Origin of the sequence: Roseovarius halotolerans (genome assembly GCF_900172255.1) — a bacterium.
Taxonomy (GTDB): domain Bacteria; phylum Pseudomonadota; class Alphaproteobacteria; order Rhodobacterales; family Rhodobacteraceae; genus Roseovarius; species Roseovarius halotolerans.
Window position 1 is genome coordinate 283,287 of the sequence record NZ_FWFU01000002.1, and the last position, 25,814, is coordinate 309,100.

Below are 25,814 nucleotides of genomic sequence, written 5' to 3' on the forward strand. Positions count from 1 at the left end.
CCCGCTACTGCAGGATCTGGTCCTTGGGCCATTGCAGCGAATAATCGAGCGTGATGGCGCGGCTTTGTCCGGCAGCGAGATCGAAGGACCAGGCCAGCACGCCGCGCTTGTCCTCGGCATCGGTGGTGTCGGGAGCGGGGTCGGCACTCCAGTCGATCTCAAGCGCGTCCTGTTCGGAATAGGGCACGCGGTCGAGCAGGCGAAGCGGCCAGGTTTCGCCGGTCAGGTTCTCCACCTCGATGCGCACGCGTTCCTGTTGCCCGTTCGAGCGGGTGATAACGCCGCGCTCGCCCTCGGAACGTTGCTCGACGACCCGGCTGAGGCGCAGTCCGTCGATCGGGCCGAAGGACAGCTCGGCCTCGCCGCCCGCCGGGATCAGCTCGATCGCGCGCTGGCCGGTGTAGCGCCCGTCGAGGTAGAAGCGCGCCTCGCCGGTGGGCAGGATCACCTCGTCGCTTTCATTGGTGAAAGCCGCCATCAGGAAGGCGCGGTCATCCATCAGCGGCACCGCGCGCGCCACGGTTTCAGCCTCGATGTCGAGCGTGCCAAGCGCGATGCGCAGCCGGTCCGCGCCAGAGGCGACGGACACCGTGCCGGGAGTGTCATAGCTGACGGAAAGGCCATCGAAACGCGCCTGGGCCTCTTGCACCATCGGCGCAGCCTCGGCCATCGGGGCGTCGAATTCCACCATTCCGTCGGCAGCCCCGCGCATCAAGGTCTTGGGCCGGATCGCCTCGGGATCGTAGATGCGGCGCAGCCAGGGCCAGATCTCGCCGGGGGTGGTCTGTTCCGAGGGGCGCAGCGTGGAGAGGGAAAGCGCAACATCGCTCCAGTTTTCGCCGGTGGACTGGTGGATGAAGGCGCCGCGCTGGATGCTCAGCGCCCCGTCGGCGCGGGCGAGTTTGAGATCATAGACCGGCTGCCAGCCCGCCTTGTCGATCGTGTAGCTGACCGTGACGCGGCCTTCGGTGGCGGCTTCGGCATCGACCGAGACCGCCAGCATGGCGCGCGGCGTGTCCTGGGGCACCAACGCGCGCAGGGCTTCGCGGGCCTTGGCCAAATCGTCGCGCAGATCCTTCAATGCGCGGTCGGCGGCATCGGCGCGCAGACCGGCATCGAGGGCGGCCTGTCGCGCGGCAAGGGTTTCCTCGCCGATCATCGCGGCAAGATCGCGCAGCGCGGCAGCGTCCATCCCGGCGACGGATTCGCCCTGTCCAAGCTGTTCAAGGAACGCAACGCGCGACTGCGCCGCCTGTTGTTCGAGTTCGATCCGGGCAACCCCGGCCTCGCCGGTCCGCAGGGCCTCTTCAAGCTGCTCCACCTGTGCGCGGGCGGCATCGAGCGCGGCATCGGTTTCGTCGTCGCGCGGCGGGACGTAATCGTTGCGCAGCGCCACCCCGCCCATCGTCGCGCCATCAACCGAGACGCGCACCGAGGCCAGAGGCGTGGATTCGGGTAGGTCGGCCAGGATCAGCCGGTGCTGACCGGCGGGCGCGCTGAACCGGGCCTCGCGGACGATGCTGCCACCTTGCGGATAAAGGGTCACGGCGGCGACCTGGCTGTTGATTGGGATATCCTCGGCCCAGAGGGCGGCGGGGGTGAGGATCAGAAGACAGGCGAGGGCGCGCATCGGGGCATCTCCTTTGCAGGGGTCGGGGGGACTATCCCCCCGTGGCGGCGCGAAAGGCAAGACCGGTTTGCCTGCCCGCGCGGATTCACGCCTTGCATCACATGGCGGCGAGCCGGTCACGGCATGGCCGATCGAAAAGGGCGCCCCCGAAGGGACGCCCGAAATCGCGTTGATCGAAGCGTTGAGGGCCGGATCAGCCCTTTTTCAGCACCCGGTTGCCCAGGGTTTCGGCGATCTGCACCGCGTTGAGGGCCGCGCCCTTGCGCAGGTTGTCGCTGACACACCACAGGTTCAGGCCGTTCTCGATGGTGCTGTCCTGGCGGATGCGGCTGATGAAGGTGGCAAAATCGCCGACGCATTCGACCGGCGTCACGTAGCCGCCATCCTCGCGCTTGTCGATCACCATGATGCCGGGTGCCTCGCGCAGGATGTCGCGGGCCTCGTCCTCGTCGAGGAATTCCTCGAACTCGATGTTGATCGATTCGGCGTGGCCGACGAAGACCGGCACCCGCACACAGGTCGCGCTGACCTTGATCGCGGTATCGACGATCTTCTTGGTCTCGGCGACCATCTTCCATTCTTCCTTGGTCGAGCCGTCCTCGAGGAAGACGTCGATATGGGGAATGACGTTGAAGGCGATCTGCTTGGGATAGACCTTGGGCGGGACTTCCTGGGTGGGGTTGTAGACCGACTTGGTCTGGTCCCACAGCTCGTCGATGCCATCTTTCCCCGAGCCCGAGACGGACTGGTAGGTGCTGACGACCACCCGCTTGATGCGGGCGCGGTCATGCAGGGGCTTGAGCGCCACCACCATCTGCGCAGTCGAGCAGTTGGGGTTGGCGATGATGTTCTTCTTGGCATAGCCGTCGACGGCCTCGGGGTTCACCTCGGGGACGACCAGCGGCACGTCGGCGTCGTAGCGATAGAGAGACGAGTTGTCGATCACCACGCAGCCCGTGGCGGCGGCCTTGGGCGCATAGGTCTTGGTGGCATCCGAACCGATCGCGAACAGCGCGATATCCCAGCCGGTGAAATCGAACGTGTCCAGATCCTGGGTCTTGAGGGTCTTGTCGCCAAAGCTCACCTCGGTCCCCAGCGAGCGGCGCGACGCCAGCGCGGCGATCTCGTCCACCGGGAACTGGCGCTCGGCCAGGATGTTCAGCATTTCGCGGCCCACATTGCCCGTGGCGCCCACGACGACGACCTTGTACCCCATTTTTCAATCTCCAGATCATGAGAGGTTTCGGAAGCGGCGTCATATACCGTTGCGCGCCCGGATGAAAGGGGCCGCGTCAGAGGGTGCTGTCGCGGCTGGCAAGGTAAACCAGCACGCCGCCAAGATGGACGATGCCGAAAAACGCGAAGAGCGCGACATAGGCGCCGTTGACTCCGCCCGCCGCCAGCCCCGCCGCATGGACCGGCCCCGAGACGAACTGCGCCACGCCCGCGCCGGCGATCCCGAAGAGGTTCAGGAGGGTCACCCCCCGCCCCGCCAGATGGGCCGGGAAAAAGCTGCGGGCATGGGCGATGATCACGGGGAAGGATGCGCCGAAGAACCCGAGCGCCGCCGCCAGCACCACCGAGAGCACGACCCCCTGCCCCACCGTCGCCGCCAGCGCCAGCGCCGCCAGCGCGGCCAGAAGGTTACCGGTGAAGATCACCCATTTATGGGTGCGGAAGATCCGGTCGAGCGGGCCATAGCACAGCGTGCCGCAGATCATCGCGACGCCCATGACCAGCGTCACCTGCCCGATCTGCCCGGTGTCGAGCGCGAAGACATCGCCCATGTAAGGCCCGATCCACAGCCCCCGCACCGCCGCCGAGGGCGCATAGGCCACGAACATCAGCGGGAAGATCGCCCAGAGCGCGGGCATCCGCAGCAGATCCAGGACCGAGCCGCGCGCGTCGCCCGCCGCCGGTTCGGGATCGCGCACCAGCGCCGCGATTCCCAGCGCCACCGCGCCGGATATCACCGCCAGCCCGACCAGCGCCGCGCGCCAGCCCATCAGTTCGGCCGCCAGCGCCATCGGATAAGAGGCCACGAGATTGCCAAGCGACCCCACCCCCAGCATCAGCGCCGCAAGCGTAGCAAAGCGCGCGGGCGCGAACTGGCGCGCGAAGATGTAATAGGAGGCCATCAGCACCGGCGAGCAGCCCACCCCGATCAGCAGCATCGCCAGATGCACATGCAGCGCGCCCTGCGCCAGCGCGAAGACCAGCGCGCCGCCCCCGCCGCCCAGAAGCAGCAGCACCGAGGCCGTGCGCCGTGGCCCGATCCGGTCCAGCGCCCAGCCGACCGGCAGCTGCATGATCGCGAAGGACAGGAACCACAGCCCCGACGCCACCGCCAGAACATCCGGGCTTGTGCCGATATCGCGCTCGAGCAGGGGCGCGAGGACGGCCAGAAAGGCACGAAAGAACTGGCTCAGGACATAGGCGAGGCACAGCAAGACCAGACCGGCACGCATCCGTTGCTCCCTTGTGGATGAGGAATGCGCATGGGTGGCACTTTGGCCGCGCCTTGGCAAGACCCCGGCGCCTTGGTGGGCGACCATTGATGCGGGTCACTGCACGGCGCGGGTCAGTGCGTTAGACTGAGGGGTATCAACAGCGCGAAAGGAGTGAGGCATGGGTGGCAAGGAAGACAGGCAGGACAGGACCAGCGTGATCCGGGTGCCCGAGGCGGTCGGCGTGTTCGACAGTTTCGAGGCGCAACAGGCGGCGTTCTACGACCTGCGCGCGGTGGGTTTTCACCACGGCGATATCAGCCTGCTGGGCAGCCGCAAGGCGCTGGAGGAAAAGCTGGGCAAGGCCTGGTGGGAATCGCGCGACCTCGAGGACGACCCGAGGGCACCGCGCGCGCATTTCGTCTCGGAAGAGGCGATGGGCGAACTGGAGGGCGCGATTGCGGGCGGGTTCTTTTTCGTCGGCTCATATATCGCGATGGCGGCGCTTCTGACCCCGGCCAGCACGCTGGCGGCATCCATTGCGGCGATCGCCATCGGCGGCTCTCCGGGGGCGGTTCTGGGCACGCTGCTGGCGCGCCGCGCAGGCCGCCATCACAAGGATTACTACGCCGAGCAGATCAAGCATGGCGGCATCCTGATGTGGGTGCGCACCCGCGACAAGGAGCACGAGGACCTGGCCGTCAGGATCCTGAAGGGCCATTCCGGGCGCGACGTGCATGTCCATGACTGGAGCGAATAAGGTGCGCGCTGATTGGCGCGCACCCCGCCTGCCCCGGTCAGGCGCCGCGCGCGATCAACACGTCCACATGCGCTGCCGCGCTTGAGGCCAGCGCGTCGAGGTCATAGCCGCCTTCGAGGCACGACACGACGCGCCCGCTGCAATGCGTGTCGGCGAGATCGCACAGCCGCCCGGTGACCCAGGCGAAATCATCCTCGGTCAGGCGCAGGCCCGCCAGCGGATCGTCGTGATGGGCATCGAACCCCGCCGAGATCAGCAGCAGTTCGGGCGCGAAGGCGTCGAGCGCGGGGAAAACCGTTTCCTCGTAGGCGGCGCGGAAGGCCTCGCCGTTGGTGCCCGGATCGAGCGGCAGGTTGATCACGTTGCCATGCGCGCCGGTGTCGCTGACCGGGCCGGTGCCTGGCCAGAGCGGGTATTGATGCGACGAGATGAAGAGGCTGCGCGCCTCGGACCACAGAAGATCCTGCGTGCCATTGCCATGATGCACGTCGAAATCCACCACCGCGACGCGGCTGAGCCCGTGGCGCTCCATCGCGTGGCGCGCGGCGATGGCGACGGTGCCGAAAAGGCAGAAACCCATCGTCTTTTCGGTTTCGGCGTGATGCCCCGGCGGGCGGGTGGCGACAAAGGCATTGGCGGCCTTGCCCGCCAGCACCATGTCGACCGCGGCGAGCGCGCCGCCAACCCCACGCAGCGCCGCATCCACCGAACCGGGCGACATCCATGTATCGGGATCGATCTGAACGGTGCCCTCGTCGGGTTCGGCAGCGCGGATATGGTCGATATGGGCCTGCGGGTGACAGAGGCGAAGGTCCTCGATCCGGCCGAGCGGCGCTTCGACCTGTTCGAGCGCGCGCCCCTGCAACGCCGCCAGCACCCGTTCAAGCCGCGCCACCTGTTCGGGATGCCCCGTCGGGGTGACATGCGAAAGGCAGTCGGAATGGGTGATCATCGCTGTCGTCATCATGGCCTCCACTGGTTTGAGGCGTAAATGAACGTCTCGGCCCGGGTTTGTCCAGAGCGGGCTTGTTGACCCGCCCAGCGCGTGCAATTCTGCGGGTTGATGGAAGAGAACGCATTCGAAGCCTCACAAGAGATCGCCACCGGATTGTGGCTGAAGGCGCAGATCCTTGCGGATCAGTTGATGCGGACCTGGAACATCTACCAGATCATCATTGCCGCCGCGCTGTTCGTGGCCGCGCATCTGCTGTCGCGGGTGCTTGGCCCGCGGCTGCATGGCTGGATCCGGGGGCGCGAGGGCTGGCCCAAGTGGCGGCTGCGGATTCTGGTGATGCTGCACCGGCGGCTGCGGCTGATCCTGTTCGTGCTGATGATCTGGCCGACGGTCTGGATCATGCAGGCGACGACATGGCCCAGCCGCTCATACCTGCTGGAGATATTTGCCAGCCTGGCGCTGGCATGGCTGCTGATCGCGCTGGCGACACGGCTGATCGTCAACGGGTTCCTGCGCAGCGTCGTGCGCTATGCGGCCTGGACATGGGTGACGCTCAGCATCCTGGGCCTGACCGACGAAACCCGCGATCTGCTGGACCGGATCGCCATCGACCTTGGCGACATGCGCCTGTCCGTCTGGCTGGTGTTGCAGGCGGTCACGGTGCTGGCGGTGCTGATGTTCGGCGCGCGCTTCCTGTCGCGCAGCAGCGCGGCACAGATCCGGCGCAACCAGGAAATCTCGCCCTCGATGCAGGTGCTGGCGGAAAAGATCCTCCAGGTTCTGCTATACGGCGCGGCCTTCTTCATCGGGCTGAGGGCGGTGGGCGTGGACCTGACGGGCCTTGCGGTGCTGTCGGGCGCGATCGGTGTCGGGCTTGGTTTCGGCCTGCAGAAGGTGGTGTCGAACCTCGTCTCGGGGGTGATCCTGCTGCTTGATCGCTCGATCAAGCCGGGCGACGTGATCTCGCTGGGCGAGACCTTCGGCTGGATCAACAGCCTCGGCGCGCGCTACGTGTCGATCACCACGCGCGACGGGCGCGAATATCTCATTCCCAACGAAGACCTGATTACCGGGCAGGTGGTGAACTGGTCCCATTCCAACGATTACGTGCGGCTCGACATCGAATTCGGCACCGCCTATTCGGACGACCCCCACAAGGTGCGCCGGATCGCCATCGAGGCCGCCAAGGGCGTCGACCGGGTTCTCGAATTCAAGGCGCCGGTCTGTCATATCGTGGGCTTTGGCGACAGCAGCGTGAATTACCTTTTGCGCTTCTGGATCAAGGACCCGACCGGCGGGCTGACCAATATCCGCGGCAATGTCTATCTGGCTCTGTGGGATGCATTCCAGGAGCACGGCATCTCGATCCCGTTCCCGCAGCGCGAGGTGCGGATGCTGGACGAGACCTGAGGCGCGTGCCGATCCCGGCGGCAGATCGGCAACGCCCCTTGGCACGATATGGCCGCAATGCATTTCGATTCATTGAAAAGACACGCATCACTTGCTACCTTGGGAACAGGCCCGGCACCGGGGCGATGAGCGGTGTGCAACGAAGGAGGACTATGTCCTGTCTTTTACGACCGATGCGGCCGGGGCCGCTGAACAGGGGGCTGCCGTCATGGCGCCCGTGATGGACGTGACAAGCGAAGCACAGCTTGACCGCATCCTGACCTCACTTGACGAAGACAAGGCCGAAGAGATCGTGCAGGTCGACCTTCGCGGCAAATCCGCGATGGCAGACTACATGGTGATCTGCTCGGGCCGGTCCTCGCGCCAGGTTTCCTCGATTTCCGAGAAACTGGCCGACCGGCTGAAGCAGGAATTCGGCATCCTGAGCAAGATCGAGGGCAAGGAGACGGGCGACTGGGTGCTGATCGACACGGGCGACGTGATCGTCCATGTGTTCCGCCCCGAAGTGCGTGACTTCTATCAGCTCGAGAAGATGTGGCAGCCCGCACGGGCCACCGCGACCGCCGAAAGCTGAATGCGCGTCCATATCTGCGCGGTGGGCCGGGTCAAGACCGGCCCCGAGCGCGACTTGATCGACGATTACATGACCCGCTTTGACCGGACGGGCCGGGCCCTTGGGCTTGGCCCGCTTTCAATGCATGAGGTCGAGGACCGCAAGGGCGGCGGGCGCGCGGGCGAAGCGGCGCTGCTCGAGCGCAGCCTGCCCGATGGTGCGCTGATCGCCGCGCTGGACGAGCGCGGCACGGTGATGTCCTCGCCCGATTTCGCAAGGCGGCTGGCAGGCTGGCGCGACGAGGGGCGGGGCGATCTGGCCTTCATCATCGGTGGTGCCGACGGGATCGCCCCCGATCTGCGCGCAAGGGCCGATTTCAGCCTGTCTTTCGGCGCGATGGTCTGGCCGCATCTTCTGGCGCGCGTGATGCTGACCGAGCAGCTTTACCGCGCCGCATCGATTCTGGCTGGCAGCCCTTATCACCGGGCCTAGGCGCACGGGGGCCGCAGCGCGGCCCGGCGGCATCCGCGCCGTTTTCCACTGCTTCTGTCCCAGGCCGAATCCGGCGCCGCGATTTTCTGCGCTTCACCCCGGCGCCGCGACGCGTTAGAACGCCCGCATCCAGGCAGGAGCAGATCATGAGCAGCACCAAACCCGTTGTCCTGTGCATTCTCGACGGCTGGGGCCTGTCGGAACGCCAAGAGGCCAACGCGCCGGTGCTGGCCGATACCCCGCATTTCGACCGCCTGATGGCCACCTGCCCCCATGCCACGCTGATTACCCACGGGCCGGATGTGGGCCTGCCGACCGGGCAGATGGGCAATTCCGAGGTCGGGCATACCAATATCGGCGCGGGGCGCGTGGTGGCGATGGACCTGGGACAGATCGACCTTGCGATCGAGGATGGCAGCTTTCGCCGCAATGCCGCCTTGCAGGATTTCATCGCCCGGATGAAGGAAACCGGCGGCACCGCGCATCTGATGGGGCTGGTGTCGGATGGCGGGGTGCATGGACATATCGACCACATCGTCGCCGCCGCCCGCGCGCTGGCGGATGAAGGGGTGCCGGTTGTCCTGCACGCGCTGACCGACGGGCGCGATGTGCTGCCCAAATCGACCCGCAGCTATCTGGAGCGGCTGGAGCCCCGGCTGGGCGAGGGCGTCACCATCGCCACGGTGATCGGGCGCTATTTCGCAATGGATCGCGACAACCGCTGGGAGCGGGTGGAAGAAGCCTATCAGGCGATGATCCACGCCAGGGGGCCGCGCGCCGGCACCGCGCGCATCGCCGTGACCAATGCCTATGCGCGCTCGGAAACCGATGAATTCGTCAGCCCCACAGTGATCGGCGATTATGCCGGGGCGCGCGATGGCGACGGGTTCTTCTGCCTCAATTTCCGCGCCGACCGCGCCCGAGAGATCCTGAGCGCCGTGGGCGACCCGGATTTCGACGCCTTCGATGCCGCACCGCGACCGGATTGGGCGGCGATGCTGGGGATGGTGGAATATTCCGATGGCCACAACCGATATATGCGCACGGTCTTTCCGGCGCGCGAAATCGTCAACACGCTGGGCGAATGGGTCGCCAAGCAGGGCAAGCGGCAGTTCCACCTGGCCGAAACCGAGAAATACCCGCATGTGACCTTCTTCCTCAATGGCGGCAAGGAAGACGCGGAACCGGGCGAGGAACGCTACATGGCGCCCTCGCCCAAGGTCGCGACCTACGATCTGCAACCCGAGATGAGCGCCGCAGAGGTGACCGATCACCTTGTGGGCGCGATCGAGGACGGGTTCGACCTGATCGTGGTGAACTACGCCAACCCGGACATGGTCGGCCATACCGGCGATCTCAAGGCCGCGATGGCCGCCTGCGCGGCGGTGGACCGTGGCCTTGGCCGGGTGCTGGAGGCGCTGGAGCGCAAGGGCGGGGCGATGATCGTGACCGCCGATCACGGCAATTGCGAAATGATGGTCGATCCCGAAACCGGCGGGCCGCATACCGCGCATACCCTGAACCCGGTGCCGGTGATCCTGGTCGGCGGCCCGGAGGGCGCAAGGCTGCGTTCCGGCCGGCTGGCGGACCTGGCGCCGACGGTGCTGGAGCTGATGGGCCTGCCGACCCCCGGCGAAATGACCGGGCAAAGCCTGTTGCGGACATGAGGCTGGGCGCGTTCCTCATCGGCCTCATGATGGCCTCTGGCGCCGTCGCGCAGCCAAGCGGCGACCCGGCCAGCGATGCGCTTGCCGCTGCCGACCGCCTGGCGCGGGCGGGCGCTTTGCTCGAGGCGACCGAGGGCGCGGGCAACCGCGTCAAGGCGCTGTCGGAGACGATCCGCGCCTACGAGGACGGCTTGCAGGCCATGCGCGAGGGGCTGCGCCGCGCCGCGATCCGCGAACAGACGCTGAGCCGCGAGCTGGACGCGCGCGAGGACGAGGTGGCGCGACTGCTGGGCGTGCTGATGGCGATGGGCGAGAGCCCCGCGCCGGTCCTGATGCTGCATCCCGCCGGGCCGGTGGGCACGGCGCGTTCGGGGATGATCGTGGCCGATGTCGCGCCAGCGCTCAATGCGCGCGCCGACACGCTGCGCGTCAAGCTGGAAGAGGTGGGCATGTTGCGGATGCTTCAGCAAAGTGCCGCCGACAAGCTGCACGAGGGGCTGGAAGGCGTGCAGGAGGCGCGCACCGCCCTCAGCCAGGCGATCGCGGACCGCACCGACCTGCCGCGCCGCTTTACCGAGGATTCGGTCAAGACCGCGCTGCTCCTTGCCTCGACCGACACGCTCGAGGGCTTTGCCAGCGGGCTCTCCGAGATCGCCGAGAACGAGGCGCCCGGCAGCTTGCCGGGGATCGAGGACCGCAAGGGAACGCTGGCTTTGCCGGTGGATGGGCGCATCCTGCGCCGCCCGGGCGAGGCCGATGCCGCCGGTATCAGCCGCCCCGGCGTGGTGCTGGTGACCCGCCCGCGCGCGCTGGTGACCACCCCGACCGCCGCCACCGTGCGCTATCGCGGGCCGCTTCTGGATTACGGAAACGTGATGATCCTCGAACCGCAGTCCGGATTTTTGCTGGTGCTGGCGGGGCTCGACGTGGTTTATGGTGAAACAGGTCAGGTACTTCCGGGCGGCAGTCCGGTCGGCCTGATGGGCGGCGCGGATGGCACCGAAGACGTGGTGCTGAACGCCGCCGACCAGGAGTCGGGTGCGAGGCAGACCGAAACGCTCTATATGGAGCTGAGAGAAAACAACACTCCGGTGGACCCTCTGGAGTGGTTCAGGACAGACAAGGATGACTGACCGATGAAGAAATTCCTGATGGCAGCAGCCGCCGGAACCCTGACCGGAATCATCGTGACCACACAGGTGGCCGCCCCGCTTCTGGCGCAGGAATCACGCCCCTCGAACGTCTATGAGCAGCTTGACCTGTTCGGCGACATCTTCGAGAGGATCCGCTCGCAATATGTCGAGGATGTCGACGAATCCGAACTGATCAAGGCCGCGATCAACGGCATGCTGACATCGCTGGATCCGCATTCCAGCTACATGTCGCCCGACGATGCCGCCGACATGCGGGTCCAGACCCGCGGTGAATTCGGCGGCTTGGGCATCGAGGTCACGCAGGAAGAGGGCTTCGTCAAGGTGGTCTCGCCGATCGACGGCACGCCGGCCGACAATGCCGGGATCGAGGCGGGCGATTTCATCACCCATGTCGACGGCGAAAGCGTTCTGGGCCTGACCCTCGACGAGGCGGTCGACCTGATGCGCGGCCCGGTGGGCAGCGAGATCCTCATCACCGTCGTGCGCGAGGGCGAAGCCGAACCCTTTGACGTCTCCATCATCCGCGACACGATCAAGCTTACTGCGGTGCGCGCGCGCACCGAACAGAACGCCATCGTGCTCAGGGTCACGACCTTCAACGACCAGACCTCGAAGAACCTCAAGAGCGGCCTCGAGGAACAGGCCGAGGCCGCGGGCGGACTTGAGAATGTCGACGGGATCGTTCTGGACCTGCGCAACAATCCCGGCGGCCTTCTGACCCAGGCGATCAAGGTCTCGGATGCCTTCCTCGACAAGGGCGAGATCGTCAGCACCCGTGGCCGCAACCCCGAAGAGGGCGAGCGTTTCAACGCCACGCCCGGCGACCTGACCGGCGGCAAGCCGATCGTGGTGCTGATCAATGGCGGCTCGGCCTCGGCATCCGAGATCGTCGCGGGCGCGTTGCAGGATCATCACCGCGCCATCGTGGTGGGCACCAAGAGCTTCGGCAAGGGGTCTGTCCAGACCGTGATGCCGCTGCGCGGGGATGGCGCGATGCGCCTGACCACGGCGCGGTATTACACGCCGTCGGGCCGCTCGATCCAGGCGCTGGGCGTGTCTCCCGACATCGTGGTCACGCAACCGCGCCGCGCGCCCGAGACCGAGGAAAGCGAAGAGCAGACACCGCGCGCGCGCTTCGAGGCGGATCTGCGCGGACGGCTGGACAATGACAGCCTGTCCGAGGACGAGGTGCGCCAGATCGAAGAGGAGCGCGCCCGCGCCGAAGCCGCGGCCAAGCTGCGCGAGGAGGACTACCAGCTCGCCTATGCGATCGACATCCTCAAGGGCTTTACCACGCTGAGCGGCGCGCCGCTGCAGAAGTAACCGCCCCGCCGCCCCGCCTTGCGCGGGCGGTGCGGCCACCGGATCGAAACCGTCCGCCATATTCCGGCGGGCGGTTTTCTTTTGCCCCCGGCACCGCTTGGCGGGCGCAGCCGGTTGACCTTCGCCCGGCGCCGCCGCAAGACTGTCGCCAACCTGTTTCCAGCCCGCAAAGGCCGCGCCGATGACCCCCGACGAGATCGCCCGACTGCCCTATCGCCCCTGTGTCGGCGTGATGCTGGCCAATCCGGACGGGCATGTTTTCGTCGGCCAAAGGATCGACCGCGACACAAGCGCATGGCAGATGCCGCAGGGCGGTATCGACGCGGGCGAAGCCCCGCGCGAGGCGGCGCTGCGCGAACTCCGGGAGGAAACGGGCCTCACCCCCGATCTTGTCCGCATCGAGGCCGAGACAAGCGAATGGGTGCCTTACGAGCTGCCCCATGACCTTGTGCCGCGCATCTGGAAGGGCCGGTTTCGCGGGCAGGAACAGAAATGGTTCCTCATGCGCTTTCTGGGGCGCGACACGGATGTGAACATCGCCACCGAACATCCCGAATTCTCGGAATGGCGCTGGATGGACCCGGCCGATCTGGTGGCCAATATCGTGCCCTTCAAACGCGCCGTCTATGAGCAGGTGCTGGCCGAATTCGGGGACAAGCTGTGATCCGCGCGCTGGTTCTTGCGCTGCTGGCGGGGCTTGGCGCGCCTACCTTCGCGCTGAGCTGCCTGCCCCACGACATCGCGCGCAGCTATGACGAGGCCGCGCGCGCAGAGGAAGCGTATATCGTGGTGCATGGGGTTCTCGAATTCGACGCCTCCGCCCTGCCCAAGGTCGACATGAGCCGCCAGCACGAGGTGCCGCCCGATACGCTGATCCCGGCAAGGATGACGGGCAAGGCGCTGTCGCATGACGGGTTCGTCATGGATTTCGACCGCGCGATCACGCTCAACGCCCAGTGTTTTGGCCCCTGGTGCGCCGGTGCGGTGCCGGGGACCGAATATCTGGCGTTTCTCGAGCGGCGCGCGGATGGCTATCGGCTGACGATCAACCCCTGCGGCGGTTTCGGCTTTCCCGAGCCGTCGCCCGAAACGCTGGAACGGGTGCAGGAATGCTTTGACGGCGGGCCGTGCGACCCTGCGCCCTTGCGCTGAACAGAGACGGCGGCGCGTGCGGTCAGAGCGCGCTTGCGCAACCGGGTTTGCAAACATAATCTTCCCGGAACGCAAACCTGCAAAGCCGGGATTCCGCCCATGCCGACGCAAAAGCTCTATGCCGGAGCCAAGCTGCGCGAGACGCGCCAGCGGCTCGGCCTGACCCAGAAGGATTTCGCGATCAAGCTGGGGATCTCGCTGCCCTATCTGAACCAGATGGAGAACAACAACCGTCCGGTCAGCACCACGGTCGTTCTGGCTCTGGCGCAGGAATTCGGCTTTGACGTGACCGAGCTCAGCACCGGGGATGCCGAACGCATGGTCAGCGACATGCGCGAGGCGCTGGCCGATCCGGTGTTCGGCGACGATGCGCCGCCGCTGGCGGACCTGCGGCTGACCGCCTCGAACGCCCCGGCGCTGGCGCGTGCCTTCTTGGAACTGCACAGCGCCTATCGCCAGACCCACGAGCGGCTGGCCAGCCTTGACGAGGCCCTGGGGCGCGAGGATTCCCGCACCCAGCCCAGCCCCTGGGACGAAGTGCGCGACTTCTTTCATTACTGCGACAACTATATCGACGCGGTCGATCACGCCGCCGAGCGTTTCGCCCGCCCCACGGGCGAGGGTGCGGCGCGCGGTGCACGCGAGATCGCGCTCGACAAGCTGGCCAGTCTCGGGGTCAGCGTGGCACATGCGGACAATGGCAAGCTGCGCCATTTCGACCGCGATAACCGGGTCCTGACGCTATCGTCGCGTTCGGAACCCGAAACGCGGACCTTCCAGATGCTGCTGCAACTGGCGCTGCTGACGCAGGATCAGTTGCTGGAGGCGACGCTCGATCTGGCGCGGTTTCAGTCCGACGCGGCGCGCGCCATCGCCAAGATCGGGCTGGCGAATTATTTCGCGGGCGCAGCGCTGATGCCCTATGGCGCCTTCCTTGCGGCCGCGCAGGAGACCCGCCACGATCTGGAAATCCTCGCCAACCGGTTCGGGGCCTCGATCGAGCAGGTCTGCCACCGGCTGTCGACCCTGCAACGTCCCGGTGCGAAGGGGATTCCGTTCTTTTTCGTGCGGGTCGATCAGGCCGGGACCATCACCAAGCGCCACTCCGCCACGCGGCTGCAATTCGCACGGTTCGGCGGGGCCTGCCCGCTGTGGAACGTGCATCGCGCCTTCGAGACGCCGGGGCGGTTCCTGCGCCAGCTGGCCGAAACCCCGGACGGCGTGCGCTATATCAGCCTGGCGCGCGATGTCAGCAAGGCGGGCGGCAGTTTCGGCGCCCCGGTGCGCCGCTTTGCCATCGCGCTTGGCTGCGAGGTGAAACATGCCGACGCGCTGGTCTATGCGGACGATCTGGACCTGACCAACAGCCGCGCCTTCGAGCCGATCGGCATCTCCTGCCGGATCTGCGAGCGCACCGCCTGTCACCAGCGCTCGGTGCCGCCGCTGGAACGGCGCCTGCAGGTCACACCCGACGAGCGCGACGTCCTGCCCTACAGGGTCGGCTGACCGGCTGACGCCAGAATCGGACAGGGGCGCGCGGTCGGCCCGCACGCCCCTGCTTTGTCATTCGCCTTTCCGGCCTCTCAGGACGACAGGATCTTGTAGATTTCGTCCTTGAGCACGGCGCGCTGCTTGCGCATCTCGACCGCGATCAGGTCCTCGACCGGCTCGACATTGGTTTCGGTGCGGTGAACCTTGCGGTTCAGCTCGTGATACTCCTCGGCGAGACGGGCGAAATGGGCATCGCTCTTCTTGAGGCGCGAGATTTCCTCGGCCTTGTCAGGGAATTCCTCGTGCAGTTCATGGGGCGTGTGTGACATTGGTGCGGTTTCCTCCTTCAATGGTGCCAAGCTACGCTAAGGGCCGCACCGCGCGCCGGCCTTGACACGGATCAAGCCGCGCGCGTCTCTGCGCTGTTTACTGACCCCGTTGTCACCGTTGCGCCTGTTGCCAGTCGGGATGCATCCAGGGCTGGACGTTCTCGGTCGGCAGCGGCGTCGCCCCAAGGACATGATCCGCCACCTTTTCACCCACCATGATCGAGGGGGCATTGAGATTGCCATTGGTGATGCGCGGGAAAATGCTGCTGTCGGCAACGCGCAACCCCTCGACCCCGATCACCCGCGCCTCGCTGTCGACCACCGCGCCGGGGTCGTCGGCCCGCCCCATCCGGCAGGTGCCGCAGGGGTGATAGGCGCTTTCCGCATGTTCGCGGATGAAATCGTCGAGCTCGGCATCGCTTTGCACCGCCGCGCCGGGCTGGATCTCGTGGCGCGAAAACGGCTTGAAGGCGTCCTGCGCGAAAATCTCGCGGGTGAGGCGGATGCAGGTGCGAAAATCGCGCCAGTCGCTGTCTTCGCTCATGTAGTTGAACCGGATCACCGGATCGTCGCCGGGATCGGCGCTGCGCAGGGTGATCGTGCCGCGCGACTCGCTGCGCATCGGGCCGACATGCGCCTGGAAACCATGCCCCTCGGCCGCGGCCTGCCCGTCATAACGCACGGCGATGGGCAGGAAATGGAACTGGACATCGGGATAGTCCACCCCCGGCGCCGAGCGCACGAAACCGCAGCTCTCAAACTGGTTCGACGTGCCCGGCCCCTGGCGGCGAAACAGCCAGTTCGCCCCGACCCAGGCCTTGCCCCAGAGATTCCAGTATTTGTAGAGGCTGACCGGCTGGCTGGCGGCCATCTGGATGTAAAGCTCCAGATGGTCCTGAAGGTTCGCGCCCACGCCGGGGCGGTCGGCCAGCACGTCGATGCCATGCTCGGCCAGATGGGCCGCCGGGCCAATGCCCGACAGCATCAACAGCTTGGGCGAATTGATAGACGAGGCCGCAAGGATCACCTCGGCACGTGCGCGCACGACCACGCGCTGCCCCTTGCGCAGGATCTCGACGCCAACGGCGCGGCCCTCCTCGATCACCACCTTCTGCACCAGCGCGCGCAGCAGGTCGCAATGCGCGTGCTTGAGCGCCGGGCGCAGATAGGCGCTTGCCGCCGACCAGCGCCGCCCCTGCCAGACGGTCATCTCGAAGGGGCCGAAGCCTTCTTGCTGCTCGCCGTTGTAATCATCCGTCAGCTGGTAGCCCGCCTGCCCGCCCGCGGCGACAAAGGCGCGCGTCAGCGGATTCGCCATCTTTCCGCGCGACACATGCAGCGGCCCGTCATGGCCGCGCCATTCAGGATCGCCGCCATGGCCGCCGTCGTGCCAGTTTTCCATGCGCTTGAAATAGGGCAGCACATCGCCATAGCCCCAGCCCTCGGCGCCCTGGTCGCGCCAATGGTCGAAATCGCGGGCATGGCCGCGCACATAGACCATGCCGTTGATGCTGCTCGAGCCGCCGATCACCTTGCCGCGCGGACAGGCCAGCCGCCGACCACCCAGATGCGGCTCGGGTTCGGTGCGATAGCCCCAGTCATAGCGGCGCATGTTCATCGGATAGGAAAGCGCACCCGGCATCTGGATGAACGGCCCCGCATCGGTCCCGCCATGTTCGATGACCAGCACCGACCGCCCCGCCTCGGCCAGGCGATAGGCCATCGCGCAACCCGCGCTGCCCGCTCCGACGATGACGTAATCCGCTTCCATTTCTATTTCCTTTCCGGCGCACCGGTTCAGAACGGTGCTTCGGTTTCGCCCATGCGGACATAGACGGATTTGAGCTGTGAATAATGCGCGATGGCGGCCTTGGAATTCTCGCGCCCCACGCCCGAGGCCTTGACCCCGCCAAAGGGCAGTTCGACCGGCGCGTCATTGTAGGAGTTGATGAAACAACTGCCTGCGCGCAACCGCCCAATCACCCGGTGGCCACGTTGCAAATCGCGCGTATAGACTCCTGCCGACAGGCCGTATTCGCTGGCATTGGCGCGCGCGATCACCTCGTCCTCGTCGTCGAATTCCAGCACGCTCAGCACCGGGCCGAAGATCTCTTCGCGCGCGATGGTCATGTCGTCGCGCACATCGGCAAAGACGGTGGGTTCGATCCAGGCGCCGGGGCGGTCGATCCGCCTGCCGCCGCAAACCAGCCGCGCGCCGTCGGCCACACCCTTTTCGATATAGCCAAGGACGATACGCAACTGCGCCTCGCTGACCATCGGACCGAAATTGGTGGCCTCGTCCAGCGGATCGCCGATCACCGCGTTGGCGACGCGCGCACTCAGGCGTTCGAGGAACTTCGGGGCAACGCTGCGATGCACGAAGACCCGCGTGCCGTTGGAACAGACCTGGCCCGAGGAATAGAAATTGCCCAGGATCGCGCCCGAGACCGCATCCTCGATGCTGGCGTCGTCGAACACGATCAGTGGTGACTTCCCGCCCAGTTCCATCGTGACGTGCTTCATCCCCGCCGCCGCGGCGGCATAGACCTTGCGCCCGGTCGCCGCCGAACCCGTCAGCGACACCTTGGCGACGCGCGCATCCGTAACCAGCGGCCCGCCGACATCGCCCGCGCCCTGCACCACGTTGAAAAGGCCCGCAGGCGCGCCCGCCTCAAGCAGGATCTCGGCCAGTTTCAGCGCCGAAAGCGGCGTGGTCTCGGAGGGTTTGAACACCATCGCATTGCCGCAGGCCAGCGCCGGTGCCGCCTTCCAGCAGGCGATCTGCGTGGGATAGTTCCAGGCCCCCAGCCCGACGCAGACGCCCAGGGGCTCGCGGATCGCATAGCCCCAGTCGCCACCCGGCAGCATCACGTGCTCGCCGGTCAGGCTGCCCGCCAGCCCGCCGAAATACTCCAGCGCATCGGCGCCGCTGGTGGCGTCGGCGACCAGCGTTTCCTGCAGGGGCTTGCCGGTGTCGCGGGTTTCCAGGACCGAGAGTTCGCGGTTGCGCGCGCGCATGATATCGGCCGCGCGGCGCAGCACCCGGCCGCGTTCCATCCCCGAAAGGCGCGCCCATTCCGCCTGCGCCGCCTGCGCCCCTGTCAGCGCCTGTTCGATCACGTCGGGCGTGGCTTCATGCAGGGTTGCGATCACCTCGCCGGTGGCGGGATAGATCACCTCCATCGCCGCACCGGCGGTATCTTCAAGGTAGCGGCCATTCACGAAATGGCTGGCCTCGGGTTGGGTCGGATAGGTCATGACGCCTCCGGCGGGAGTATTTCGGGCAAGATGAAGCGGCTATTCCCCGCGCGGGAACCGCTGGTTTTCCTCGACCATGTTGAGATCCATGTGATTGCGCATGTAGCGTTCACTGGCCTTCTGCAGCGGCTGGTAATCCCAGGGGTAATAGCCACCCTTGCGCAGCGCCTCGTAGACCACCCATCGGCGCGCCTGACTTTCGCGCACCTGGGCGTCGAAGGCCGCGAGATCCCAGCGCGCCCGCGCCATCGCGTCGAAATGCGCCAGCGTATCGGCATGGGCCGGGTCCGCCGCCAGATCGTTCAGCTCATGCGGGTCGGCCTCGAGATCGAACAACTGGTCGGGATCGAGCGCGCAGCGGGTGAATTTCCAGCGCCCTTCGCGCAGGCAGACGAGCGGCGCGTAAGAGGCCTCCGCGGCGTATTCCATCGCGACCGGCGCGCTGCGCGCGACCCCCTGTCCGAGGGGAACAAGCGACTGGCCCTCGGTCCAGGGCGCGACCTCGTCCATCGAGACGCCCGCCAGATCGCAAAGGGTGGGGCACACATCGATATTGCTGACCGGGTCGGCGATCCGCCCCGGCGCCATCCCCGGCGCGGAGATCATCAGCGGCACCCGCGACGAGCCCTCGTAGAAGGACATCTTGAACCACAACCCCCGCTCGCCCAGCATGTCGCCATGATCCGACACGAACAGCACGATCGTGTCCTCGTGCTGACGGGTGCCCTCGAGCGCCTCCATGATCTGGCCGATCTTGTCGTCGAGATAGGAGATATTGGCGAAATAGGCGCGCCGCGCGCGGCGGATGTCCTCGCGGGTGATGTCGAAAGAGCGCCAGTCATTGGCATCGAAGATGCGCTTCGAGTGGGGATCGTGATCCTCGTAGGCCATCGCCGGCACCTCGGGTTCGAGATGCGCGCAATCCTCGTAGAGATCCCAGTATTTGCGCCGCGCCACATAGGGGTCGTGGGGATGGGTGAAGCTGACCGTCAGGCACCAGGGCCGCGCGTCATGGCCGCGCCCCAGGTCATAGATCTTGCGGGTGGCGTGATAGGCGACCTCGTCGTCATATTCCATCTGGTTGGAAATCTCGGCCACCCCGGCACCCGTCACCGAGCCGAGGTTGTGATACCACCAGTCGATCCGCTCGCCCGGCTTGCGGTAATCCGGCGTCCAGCCGAAATCGGCGGGGTAGATATCGGTGGTCAGGCGTTCCTCGAACCCGTGCATCTGGTCGGGGCCGACGAAATGCATCTTGCCCGACAGGCAGGTCTGATAACCGGCGCGGCGCAGGTGATGCGCATAGGTGGGAATATCGGCGCTGAACTCGGCGGCATTGTCATAAACCCGGCTGCGCGAGGGCAGCAGCCCCGACATGTAGCTGGCCCGCCCCGGCGCGCAAAGCGGGCTGGCGGTATAGGCATTGGCAAAGCGGGTCGAGCGCTGCGCCAGCGCGCGCAGGTTGGGCGCATGAAGCCATTCGGCCGGACCGTCGGGAAACAGCGTGCCGTTGAGCTGGTCGACCATCAGGATCAGGATGTTGGGCGTCTTGGTCATCGCGTCTCGGCCTCCAGTGTGGTGTCAAGGTAATGCAGCAGCACGTCGATCGCGCGCTCGGGTTCCAGCGGTTCGGCGCGCAGGGCCTGGCGGATGTAGAGCCCGTCGATCATCGCCGCGAGACCGCGCGTCAGCACCGCAGCCTGACGCGGCGCGATCTGGCGAATCGCGTGGTGCAGATTCGAGCGCAACCGGCGCTGGTAGATATGCAGCAGGCGGCGCGCCTCGTCGGATTTCTGCGCCTGGACGTAGAAATTGAGCCAGGCCGAGACCATCTCGGTGCGGAACTGCGCGGGGCCGAAACTGGCGCGGATCACGGCCTCGATCCGGGCGCGCGGACTTGCTGCCATGACCAGGGCGCCGCGCACTTCGGCACCGTAGATCGTCAGGATATGGCGCATCGCGGCGGCGAAAATTTGTTCCTTGGAGCCAAAATAGTGATGCGCCAGGGCGCTCGACATGCCGGCGCGGCGCGCGATCTGGCTGACCGTCACATCCAGAGAGCCGCAGGCGCCGATCTCGTGGATGGTCGCCTCGACCAGCGCCGAGCGGCGTATCGGTTCCATTCCGACCTTGGGCAACGTCTTCATCCTTGGCTGTTGTCAGACTGGCCTATTCGTGTTTAATTGACTCGTCAATCAATAAAAACCACGAAGGAATTCCCCCAAGACCCCGAACACCCAACAATCACGTTGCGCTTCATGTCACCGACATACTAACGTCGGAAACGTATGGGAAATGTCGCTTCCGGAACCGTGCAGAACACGGTCGGGCAAAGGCGTCTCTTTCCGGCAGGGCATGGCGCGCCCACCAACGCGTGGCGCGACGCCGGGGACCTGCAGGGAAGCACGAATCGAAACGACACAGGGAGAGAACCACGATGTCACTTATCAAAGGCGGAATGCTTGATCGCCGCGGATTTCTGAAGACCACGGCAGCGGGCGCGGTCGCCGCGACACTGCCGCTCGGCGGGGCCTGGGCCGCACCCAAGCGCGGCGGGCACCTGCGCGTGGCCAAGGGCCACGGCCAGACCACCGATACGCTGAACCCGGGCCAGTGGGAAAACGGCTACATGCTGGCGCTTGGTTTCGCCGTGCATGGCCGCCTGACCGAGGTCGCCACCGACGGCTCGCTCGTGCCCGAGCTGGCCGAAAGCTGGGAAGCCTCGGAAGACGCCAGCGAATGGCGCTTCAAGCTGCGCAAGGGTGTGACCTTCCACGACGGCAAGAGCCTCACCCCCGAGGATGTGGTCGCCTCGATCAACCATCACCGCGGCGAGGATTCCACATCCGCCGCAGGGCCGATCGTGGCACCGATCGATGATATGTCGATCGAGGGCGACGACACGGTCGTGTTCAAACTGTCGGGCGGCAACGCCGACTTCCCCTTCATCCTCAGCGACTATCACCTGGTGATCTGCCCCGCCTCGGATGACGGGATCGACTGGAAGTCGGGCAATGGCTGCGGCAGCTACCTGCTCAAGGATTTCCAGCCCGGCGTGATCTCGTCGTTCGAGCGTAATCCGAACCATTGGCGCGATGACGTGGCCTGGTTCGACAGCTGCGAGTTGCTGTGCATCGTCGATCAGAACGCCCGCACCACGGCGCTGGTTTCCGGCGATGTCCATGCCATCGACCGGGTCGATCTCAAGGCCGCGGGCCTTCTGGGCCGCAAGCCCGGCGTCGAGGTCGAATCCGTGGCAGGCACGCAGCACTACACATTCGCGATGTCCACCAACAAGGACCCCTTCACCGACAACAACGTCCGCCAGGCCCTGAAATACGCGATCAACCGCGAGGAAATGGTCGAAAAGATCCTGTTCGGTTACGGTTCGGTCGGCAATGACCATCCCATCGGCGAAGGGCAGCGCTTCCATAACGGCGAAATGGAACAGAAGGCCTATGACCCGGACAAGGCCAAGTGGTACCTGAAGGAAGCCGGTCTCGACAGCCTGTCGGTGACGCTGCATACCTCGGATGCGGCCTTCTCGGGCGCGGTCGATGCCGGCGTGCTGTTCCAGAACTCGGCCAAGGAGGCCGGGATCGACCTCAAGGTCAACCGCGCGCCCAAGGACGGCTACTGGTCGGATGTCTGGATGAAGGAACCCTTCACCGCGGTCTATTGGGGCGGACGCCCCGTCGAAGACCAGATGTTCGCCACCGCCTATCAGTGCGGTGCGTCCTGGAACGACAGCTTCTGGTGCAACGACCGTTTCGACGAACTGCTGGTCAAGGCCCGCGCCGAACTCGACGAAGACAAGCGCCGCGAGATGTATTACGAAATGCAGGATCTCGTCGGCAACCAGGGCGGCGTGATCATTCCGATGTTCGCCAACTACGTCTCGGCGAAGTCCGACAAGGTCGTCCATGGCGAGATGGCGTCGAACTGGGAGATGGACGGCGAGCGCTGGATGGAGCGCTGGTGGTTCGCCTGAGCCGCCACCGGGTTTCGCGTGAAACCTGCCTGACGTGAACAACCGGCGCCGGTGCGGACATGATCGCACCGGCGCTGGCTTTCGCCAAACACGAAACGACCTGAAAAGGGGAGAGATGCCATGAAACTCAAGATGACCCTGACTGCCGCCGCGCTGACCGCTGCGGCCGCCCCGGCCCTTGCCGATTGCGACACCGTCGTGTTCTCGGACGTGGGCTGGACCGACATCACCGCCACCACCGCCGCCACGACAACCGTGCTCGAGGCGCTGGGCTATGAGACCGACATCAAGGTGCTGTCGGTGCCCGTCACCTACACCTCGCTGGCCAATGGCGATGTGGATGTGTTCCTGGGCAACTGGATGCCCACGATGGAGGCCGATATCGCGCCCTATCGCGAGGACGGCAGTGTCGACTCGCTGCGCGTCAACCTTGAAGGCGCGAAATACACGCTGGCCACCAATGCAGCCGGCGCCGGTCTGGGGATCGGCAATTTCGCCGACATCGCCGGCCATGCCGAGGCGCTGGACGGCAAGATCTACGGGATCGAGCCGGGCAACGATGGCAACCGCCTGATCATGGACATGATCGCCGACAATGCCTTCGGCCTTGGCGATGCGGATTTCGAGGTGGTCGAAAGCTCGGAAGCCGGGATGCTGGCCCAGGTCGGGCGCGCATCGGACCGCGACGAGCCGATCGTTTTCCTCGGCTGGGAACCCCACCCGATGAACGCCAATTTCGACCTTACCTATCTTGAGGGCGGCGACGACTGGTTCGGCCCCAATCTTGGCGGCGCAACCGTGCATACCAACACGAGCGCGGGCTTTGCCGAAAGCTGCCCGAACCTCGGTGCCTTCCTCAACAATCTCGAATTCACCCTGGCGATGGAAAACGAGATCATGGGCGCGATCCTCGATGACGGGCAAGAGCCCGACGACGCCGCGCGCGCATGGATGGCCAAGAACCCCGACGTGGTGATGGGCTGGCTCGATGGCGTGACCACCCGCGACGGTGGCGACGCGGCCGAGGCGGTCAAATCCGCGCTCGGGCTCTGAGGCGCACGCCAGGGCGCTGACGGCAGCGCGATTGATGCGCTGCTGCCGCCACCGCCCGGCGCGACGGTACCGGTGATGGGATTCATCCAAGGTCTTCTCGATGCGGTGCTGGCCATCGGTGCCGCGATCCTGTGGTGCCTGACGGCGCTGCTTGATTTCGTGCTGTGGCTTGGACCGGCGCTCTGGTTCTTCGTCACCTGGCTGCCGGCGCGGCTGTTGGGCTGGAGCGACGAGAAACTGCCCGTCGGCCAGACCGCCAGCCGCGGTTTCGACTATATCCGCGACGGGGCGGACACCTTTCTTGACGGCTTCTCGGACTGGACCGAGGCCTTCATCGACCTGCTGCTGGCGCTGATGATGCGCCCGCCCGGTGTGAACTGGTTGCAGGGGCGCGGGTTCGAGCCCTATTTCGGCGCCTGGAACGAGACCACCCATCCTTTCGTGATCGTCGCGCTGGTGACCGCGCTGGCCTATGCGCTGCACCGCAAGCTGGGCATTGCGGCGCTGGTCGCGGTCGGCTTCCTGTTCGTACTCGATCAGGGCTATTGGGAGGAAACCGCCGAAAGCCTGAGCCTCGTGCTCTCGGCCTGTGTCGTGTGCATGGCCATCGGCGTGCCGGTCGGCATCGCCGCCGCGCATCGTCCGCGGCTCTATGCCTGGATGCGCCCGGTGCTGGACCTCATGCAGACGCTGCCGACCTTCGTCTACCTTATCCCGGCGATCGTGTTCTTCGGCATCGGCATGGTGCCGGGGCTGGTGGCGACGGTGATCTTCGTCATACCCGCCCCGATCCGCCTCACGCAGCTCGGCATCGTCTCGACGCCCCAATCGCTGCTCGAGGCCGCCGACGCCTTCGGCGCCACGCCGCGACAGAAACTCTGGAAGGTCGAACTGCCATCGGCCCTGCCCCAGATCATGACCGGCCTCAACCAGACGATCATGCTGTCGCTCTCGATGGTGGTGATCGCGGCGCTTGTGGGCGCCGACGGTCTGGGCGTGCCGGTGGTGCGCGCGCTCAACACGGTCGATACGGCCAAGGGATTCGAAAGCGGGCTGGTGATCGTGATCGTCGCGATCATCCTTGACCGCCTGCTGAGGGTGGACCGGAAATGAGCGCGGTTGAATTCGACAATGTCTCCATCGTCTTCGGCGATGCACCCAAACAGGCCCTGCCGCTGATGGACGAGGGCCTCGAGCGGGCCGAAATCCAGAGCCGCACCGGCCAGGTGCTGGGTGTGCATGACTGCTCGCTCACCGTCGAGCATGGCGAAATCCTGGTGCTGATGGGCCTGTCGGGCTCGGGCAAATCCACACTTTTGCGCGCGGTGAACGGGCTCAACCCGGTGATCCGCGGCGAGGTGCGCGTCGATGACGGCGAAAGCATGGTGTCGGCGACCCATGCCAATGCCGCCACCCTGCGCCACCTGCGGCGCAAGAAGATCGCGATGGTGTTCCAGCAATTCGGCCTGCTGCCCTGGCGCAGCGTGCGGGGCAATGTCGGGCTGGGCCTCGAACTTGACGGGATGGGCCGCGCCGAACGCAGCGCACGGGTCGATCAGCAGCTCGATCTTGTCGGCCTCTCGGATCGCGCCGACGCGCTGGTGGGCGAGCTTTCGGGCGGGATGCAGCAGCGCGTGGGGCTGGCCCGCGCCTTCGCGACCGAAGCCCCGATCCTGCTGATGGACGAACCCTTCTCGGCGCTCGATCCGCTGATCCGCACGCATCTTCAGGATGCGCTTCTGGACCTTCAGAAGACCTTGAACCGCACGATCATCTTCGTCAGCCACGACCTTGACGAGGCGTTCAAGCTGGGCGACCGGATCGCGATCATGGAAGGCGGGCGGATCGTGCAATGCGGCACCCCGCAGGACATCTTCACCAATCCGGCCACCGATTACGTCGCCGAATTCGTCGCCCATATGAACCCGCTCGGGGTGCTGTGCGCGCGCGACATCGTCGAACCCGCCGAAGGCACCCCGGACCGCACCGTCGGCCCCGATGCCACCATCCGCGAGGTGATGGAGGCCAGCCAGGGCCATGACGCCCCGGTCGGCGTGGTCGCGGATGGCAAGCTTCTGGGTCAGATCACCCGCAATCGGATCCTGGCGAAAATCCTCGACCCGCGCTGCTGATCCGGCGCGGGGCGGCG

The 25,814-nt window shown here is 66.0% G+C and carries 23 protein-coding genes; 14 read left to right on the forward strand and 9 right to left on the reverse strand.

Features of this window, described 5'->3' with window-relative positions; translation table 11 throughout:
* Positions 1 to 4: 4 nt before the first annotated feature.
* The 3 genes from ROH8110_RS08390 to ROH8110_RS08400 form a co-directional block, all read right to left on the reverse strand.
* Positions 5 to 1,630: a DUF4139 domain-containing protein gene (locus ROH8110_RS08390; RefSeq protein ID WP_085817314.1), complete on the reverse strand. Its 1,626-nt coding sequence runs from the start codon at positions 1,628 to 1,630 to the stop codon at positions 5 to 7.
* Between the two features lie 193 nt (positions 1,631 to 1,823).
* Positions 1,824 to 2,846 carry an aspartate-semialdehyde dehydrogenase gene (locus ROH8110_RS08395; protein ID WP_085817315.1) on the reverse strand — a complete coding sequence of 341 codons (1,023 nt, stop codon included), beginning with the start codon at positions 2,844 to 2,846 and terminating at the stop codon, positions 1,824 to 1,826.
* Between the two features lie 76 nt (positions 2,847 to 2,922).
* Positions 2,923 to 4,098, reverse strand: coding sequence for an MFS transporter (locus tag ROH8110_RS08400; RefSeq protein ID WP_085817316.1), 1,176 nt, complete (start codon positions 4,096 to 4,098; stop codon positions 2,923 to 2,925).
* A 160-nt stretch (positions 4,099 to 4,258) separates the two neighbouring features.
* On the opposite strand from ROH8110_RS08400, the gene ROH8110_RS08405 reads away from it, so the two are divergent.
* The gene (locus ROH8110_RS08405; RefSeq protein WP_085817317.1) at positions 4,259 to 4,837 is read left to right on the forward strand and encodes a hypothetical protein; all 579 of its coding nucleotides are present in this window, start codon (positions 4,259 to 4,261) and stop codon (positions 4,835 to 4,837) included.
* A 37-nt stretch (positions 4,838 to 4,874) separates the two neighbouring features.
* Here ROH8110_RS08405 and ROH8110_RS08410 read toward each other — a convergent pair whose 3' ends face one another.
* Complete coding sequence (locus ROH8110_RS08410) at positions 4,875 to 5,801, reverse strand: histone deacetylase family protein (RefSeq protein WP_085817810.1); 927 nt, start codon at positions 5,799 to 5,801, stop codon at positions 4,875 to 4,877.
* Positions 5,802 to 5,900: 99 nt separating this feature from the next.
* On the opposite strand from ROH8110_RS08410, the gene ROH8110_RS08415 reads away from it, so the two are divergent.
* The 9 genes from ROH8110_RS08415 to ROH8110_RS08455 all read left to right on the forward strand — a co-directional run bounded on the left by ROH8110_RS08415 (position 5,901) and on the right by ROH8110_RS08455 (position 15,049).
* On the forward strand, positions 5,901 to 7,202 hold the full coding sequence (locus tag ROH8110_RS08415) for a mechanosensitive ion channel family protein (protein ID WP_085817318.1): 1,302 nt from the start codon (positions 5,901 to 5,903) through the stop codon (positions 7,200 to 7,202).
* Positions 7,203 to 7,410: 208 nt separating this feature from the next.
* Complete coding sequence (gene rsfS / locus ROH8110_RS08420) at positions 7,411 to 7,776, forward strand: ribosome silencing factor (RefSeq protein WP_085817319.1); 366 nt, start codon at positions 7,411 to 7,413, stop codon at positions 7,774 to 7,776.
* The gene (rlmH, locus tag ROH8110_RS08425) at positions 7,777 to 8,247 is read left to right on the forward strand and encodes a 23S rRNA (pseudouridine(1915)-N(3))-methyltransferase RlmH (RefSeq protein WP_085817320.1); all 471 of its coding nucleotides are present in this window, start codon (positions 7,777 to 7,779) and stop codon (positions 8,245 to 8,247) included.
* Positions 8,248 to 8,393: 146 nt separating this feature from the next.
* Positions 8,394 to 9,914, forward strand: coding sequence for a 2,3-bisphosphoglycerate-independent phosphoglycerate mutase (gene gpmI / locus ROH8110_RS08430; protein WP_085817321.1), 1,521 nt, complete (start codon positions 8,394 to 8,396; stop codon positions 9,912 to 9,914).
* Positions 9,911 to 11,047 carry a murein hydrolase activator EnvC family protein gene (locus tag ROH8110_RS08435; RefSeq protein WP_085817322.1) on the forward strand — a complete coding sequence of 379 codons (1,137 nt, stop codon included), beginning with the start codon at positions 9,911 to 9,913 and terminating at the stop codon, positions 11,045 to 11,047. The genes gpmI and ROH8110_RS08435 overlap by 4 nt, the downstream gene beginning before the upstream one ends.
* A gap of 3 nt (positions 11,048 to 11,050) precedes the next feature.
* The gene (locus ROH8110_RS08440; RefSeq protein WP_085817323.1) at positions 11,051 to 12,391 is read left to right on the forward strand and encodes a S41 family peptidase; all 1,341 of its coding nucleotides are present in this window, start codon (positions 11,051 to 11,053) and stop codon (positions 12,389 to 12,391) included.
* Between the two features lie 181 nt (positions 12,392 to 12,572).
* A complete protein-coding gene (locus ROH8110_RS08445; protein ID WP_085817324.1) occupies positions 12,573 to 13,055 on the forward strand; it encodes an RNA pyrophosphohydrolase in 483 nt (160 codons plus the stop codon).
* Positions 13,052 to 13,543 carry a hypothetical protein gene (locus ROH8110_RS08450; protein WP_085817325.1) on the forward strand — a complete coding sequence of 164 codons (492 nt, stop codon included), beginning with the start codon at positions 13,052 to 13,054 and terminating at the stop codon, positions 13,541 to 13,543. The genes ROH8110_RS08445 and ROH8110_RS08450 overlap by 4 nt, the downstream gene beginning before the upstream one ends.
* Before the next feature lie 99 nt (positions 13,544 to 13,642).
* Positions 13,643 to 15,049, forward strand: a complete 1,407-nt coding sequence (locus ROH8110_RS08455; protein WP_085817326.1) for a helix-turn-helix domain-containing protein — start codon at positions 13,643 to 13,645, stop codon at positions 15,047 to 15,049.
* Positions 15,050 to 15,126: 77 nt separating this feature from the next.
* Here the strand turns inward: ROH8110_RS08455 and ROH8110_RS08460 are convergent, their stop codons facing one another.
* The 5 genes from ROH8110_RS08460 to betI form a co-directional block, all read right to left on the reverse strand.
* On the reverse strand, positions 15,127 to 15,363 hold the full coding sequence (locus ROH8110_RS08460; protein WP_085817327.1) for an HP1242/YdcH family protein: 237 nt from the start codon (positions 15,361 to 15,363) through the stop codon (positions 15,127 to 15,129).
* 112 nt (positions 15,364 to 15,475) lie between these two features.
* Positions 15,476 to 17,134, reverse strand: a complete 1,659-nt coding sequence (gene betA / locus ROH8110_RS08465; protein WP_085817328.1) for a choline dehydrogenase — start codon at positions 17,132 to 17,134, stop codon at positions 15,476 to 15,478.
* A gap of 26 nt (positions 17,135 to 17,160) precedes the next feature.
* Positions 17,161 to 18,621: a betaine-aldehyde dehydrogenase gene (betB, locus tag ROH8110_RS08470; protein WP_085817329.1), complete on the reverse strand. Its 1,461-nt coding sequence runs from the start codon at positions 18,619 to 18,621 to the stop codon at positions 17,161 to 17,163.
* 39 nt (positions 18,622 to 18,660) lie between these two features.
* A complete protein-coding gene (betC, locus tag ROH8110_RS08475) occupies positions 18,661 to 20,178 on the reverse strand; it encodes a choline-sulfatase (RefSeq protein WP_085817330.1) in 1,518 nt (505 codons plus the stop codon).
* On the reverse strand, positions 20,175 to 20,744 hold the full coding sequence (gene betI, locus ROH8110_RS08480) for a transcriptional regulator BetI (protein WP_085817811.1): 570 nt from the start codon (positions 20,742 to 20,744) through the stop codon (positions 20,175 to 20,177). The genes betC and betI overlap by 4 nt, the downstream gene beginning before the upstream one ends.
* A 314-nt stretch (positions 20,745 to 21,058) precedes the next feature.
* Here betI and ROH8110_RS08485 point away from each other — a divergent pair, with 314 nt between their 5' ends.
* The 4 genes from ROH8110_RS08485 (at position 21,059) to choV (ending at position 25,797) form a co-directional block, all read left to right on the forward strand.
* A complete protein-coding gene (locus tag ROH8110_RS08485; protein WP_085817331.1) occupies positions 21,059 to 22,612 on the forward strand; it encodes an ABC transporter substrate-binding protein in 1,554 nt (517 codons plus the stop codon).
* A gap of 120 nt (positions 22,613 to 22,732) precedes the next feature.
* The gene (gene choX, locus ROH8110_RS08490) at positions 22,733 to 23,665 is read left to right on the forward strand and encodes a choline ABC transporter substrate-binding protein (protein ID WP_085817332.1); all 933 of its coding nucleotides are present in this window, start codon (positions 22,733 to 22,735) and stop codon (positions 23,663 to 23,665) included.
* Positions 23,666 to 23,740: 75 nt separating this feature from the next.
* Positions 23,741 to 24,778, forward strand: coding sequence for a choline ABC transporter permease subunit (choW, locus tag ROH8110_RS08495; RefSeq protein WP_085817333.1), 1,038 nt, complete (start codon positions 23,741 to 23,743; stop codon positions 24,776 to 24,778).
* Positions 24,775 to 25,797 carry a choline ABC transporter ATP-binding protein gene (gene choV, locus ROH8110_RS08500; RefSeq protein ID WP_085817334.1) on the forward strand — a complete coding sequence of 341 codons (1,023 nt, stop codon included), beginning with the start codon at positions 24,775 to 24,777 and terminating at the stop codon, positions 25,795 to 25,797. Before choW ends, choV begins: the two co-directional genes overlap by 4 nt.
* Positions 25,798 to 25,814 lie beyond the last annotated feature (17 nt).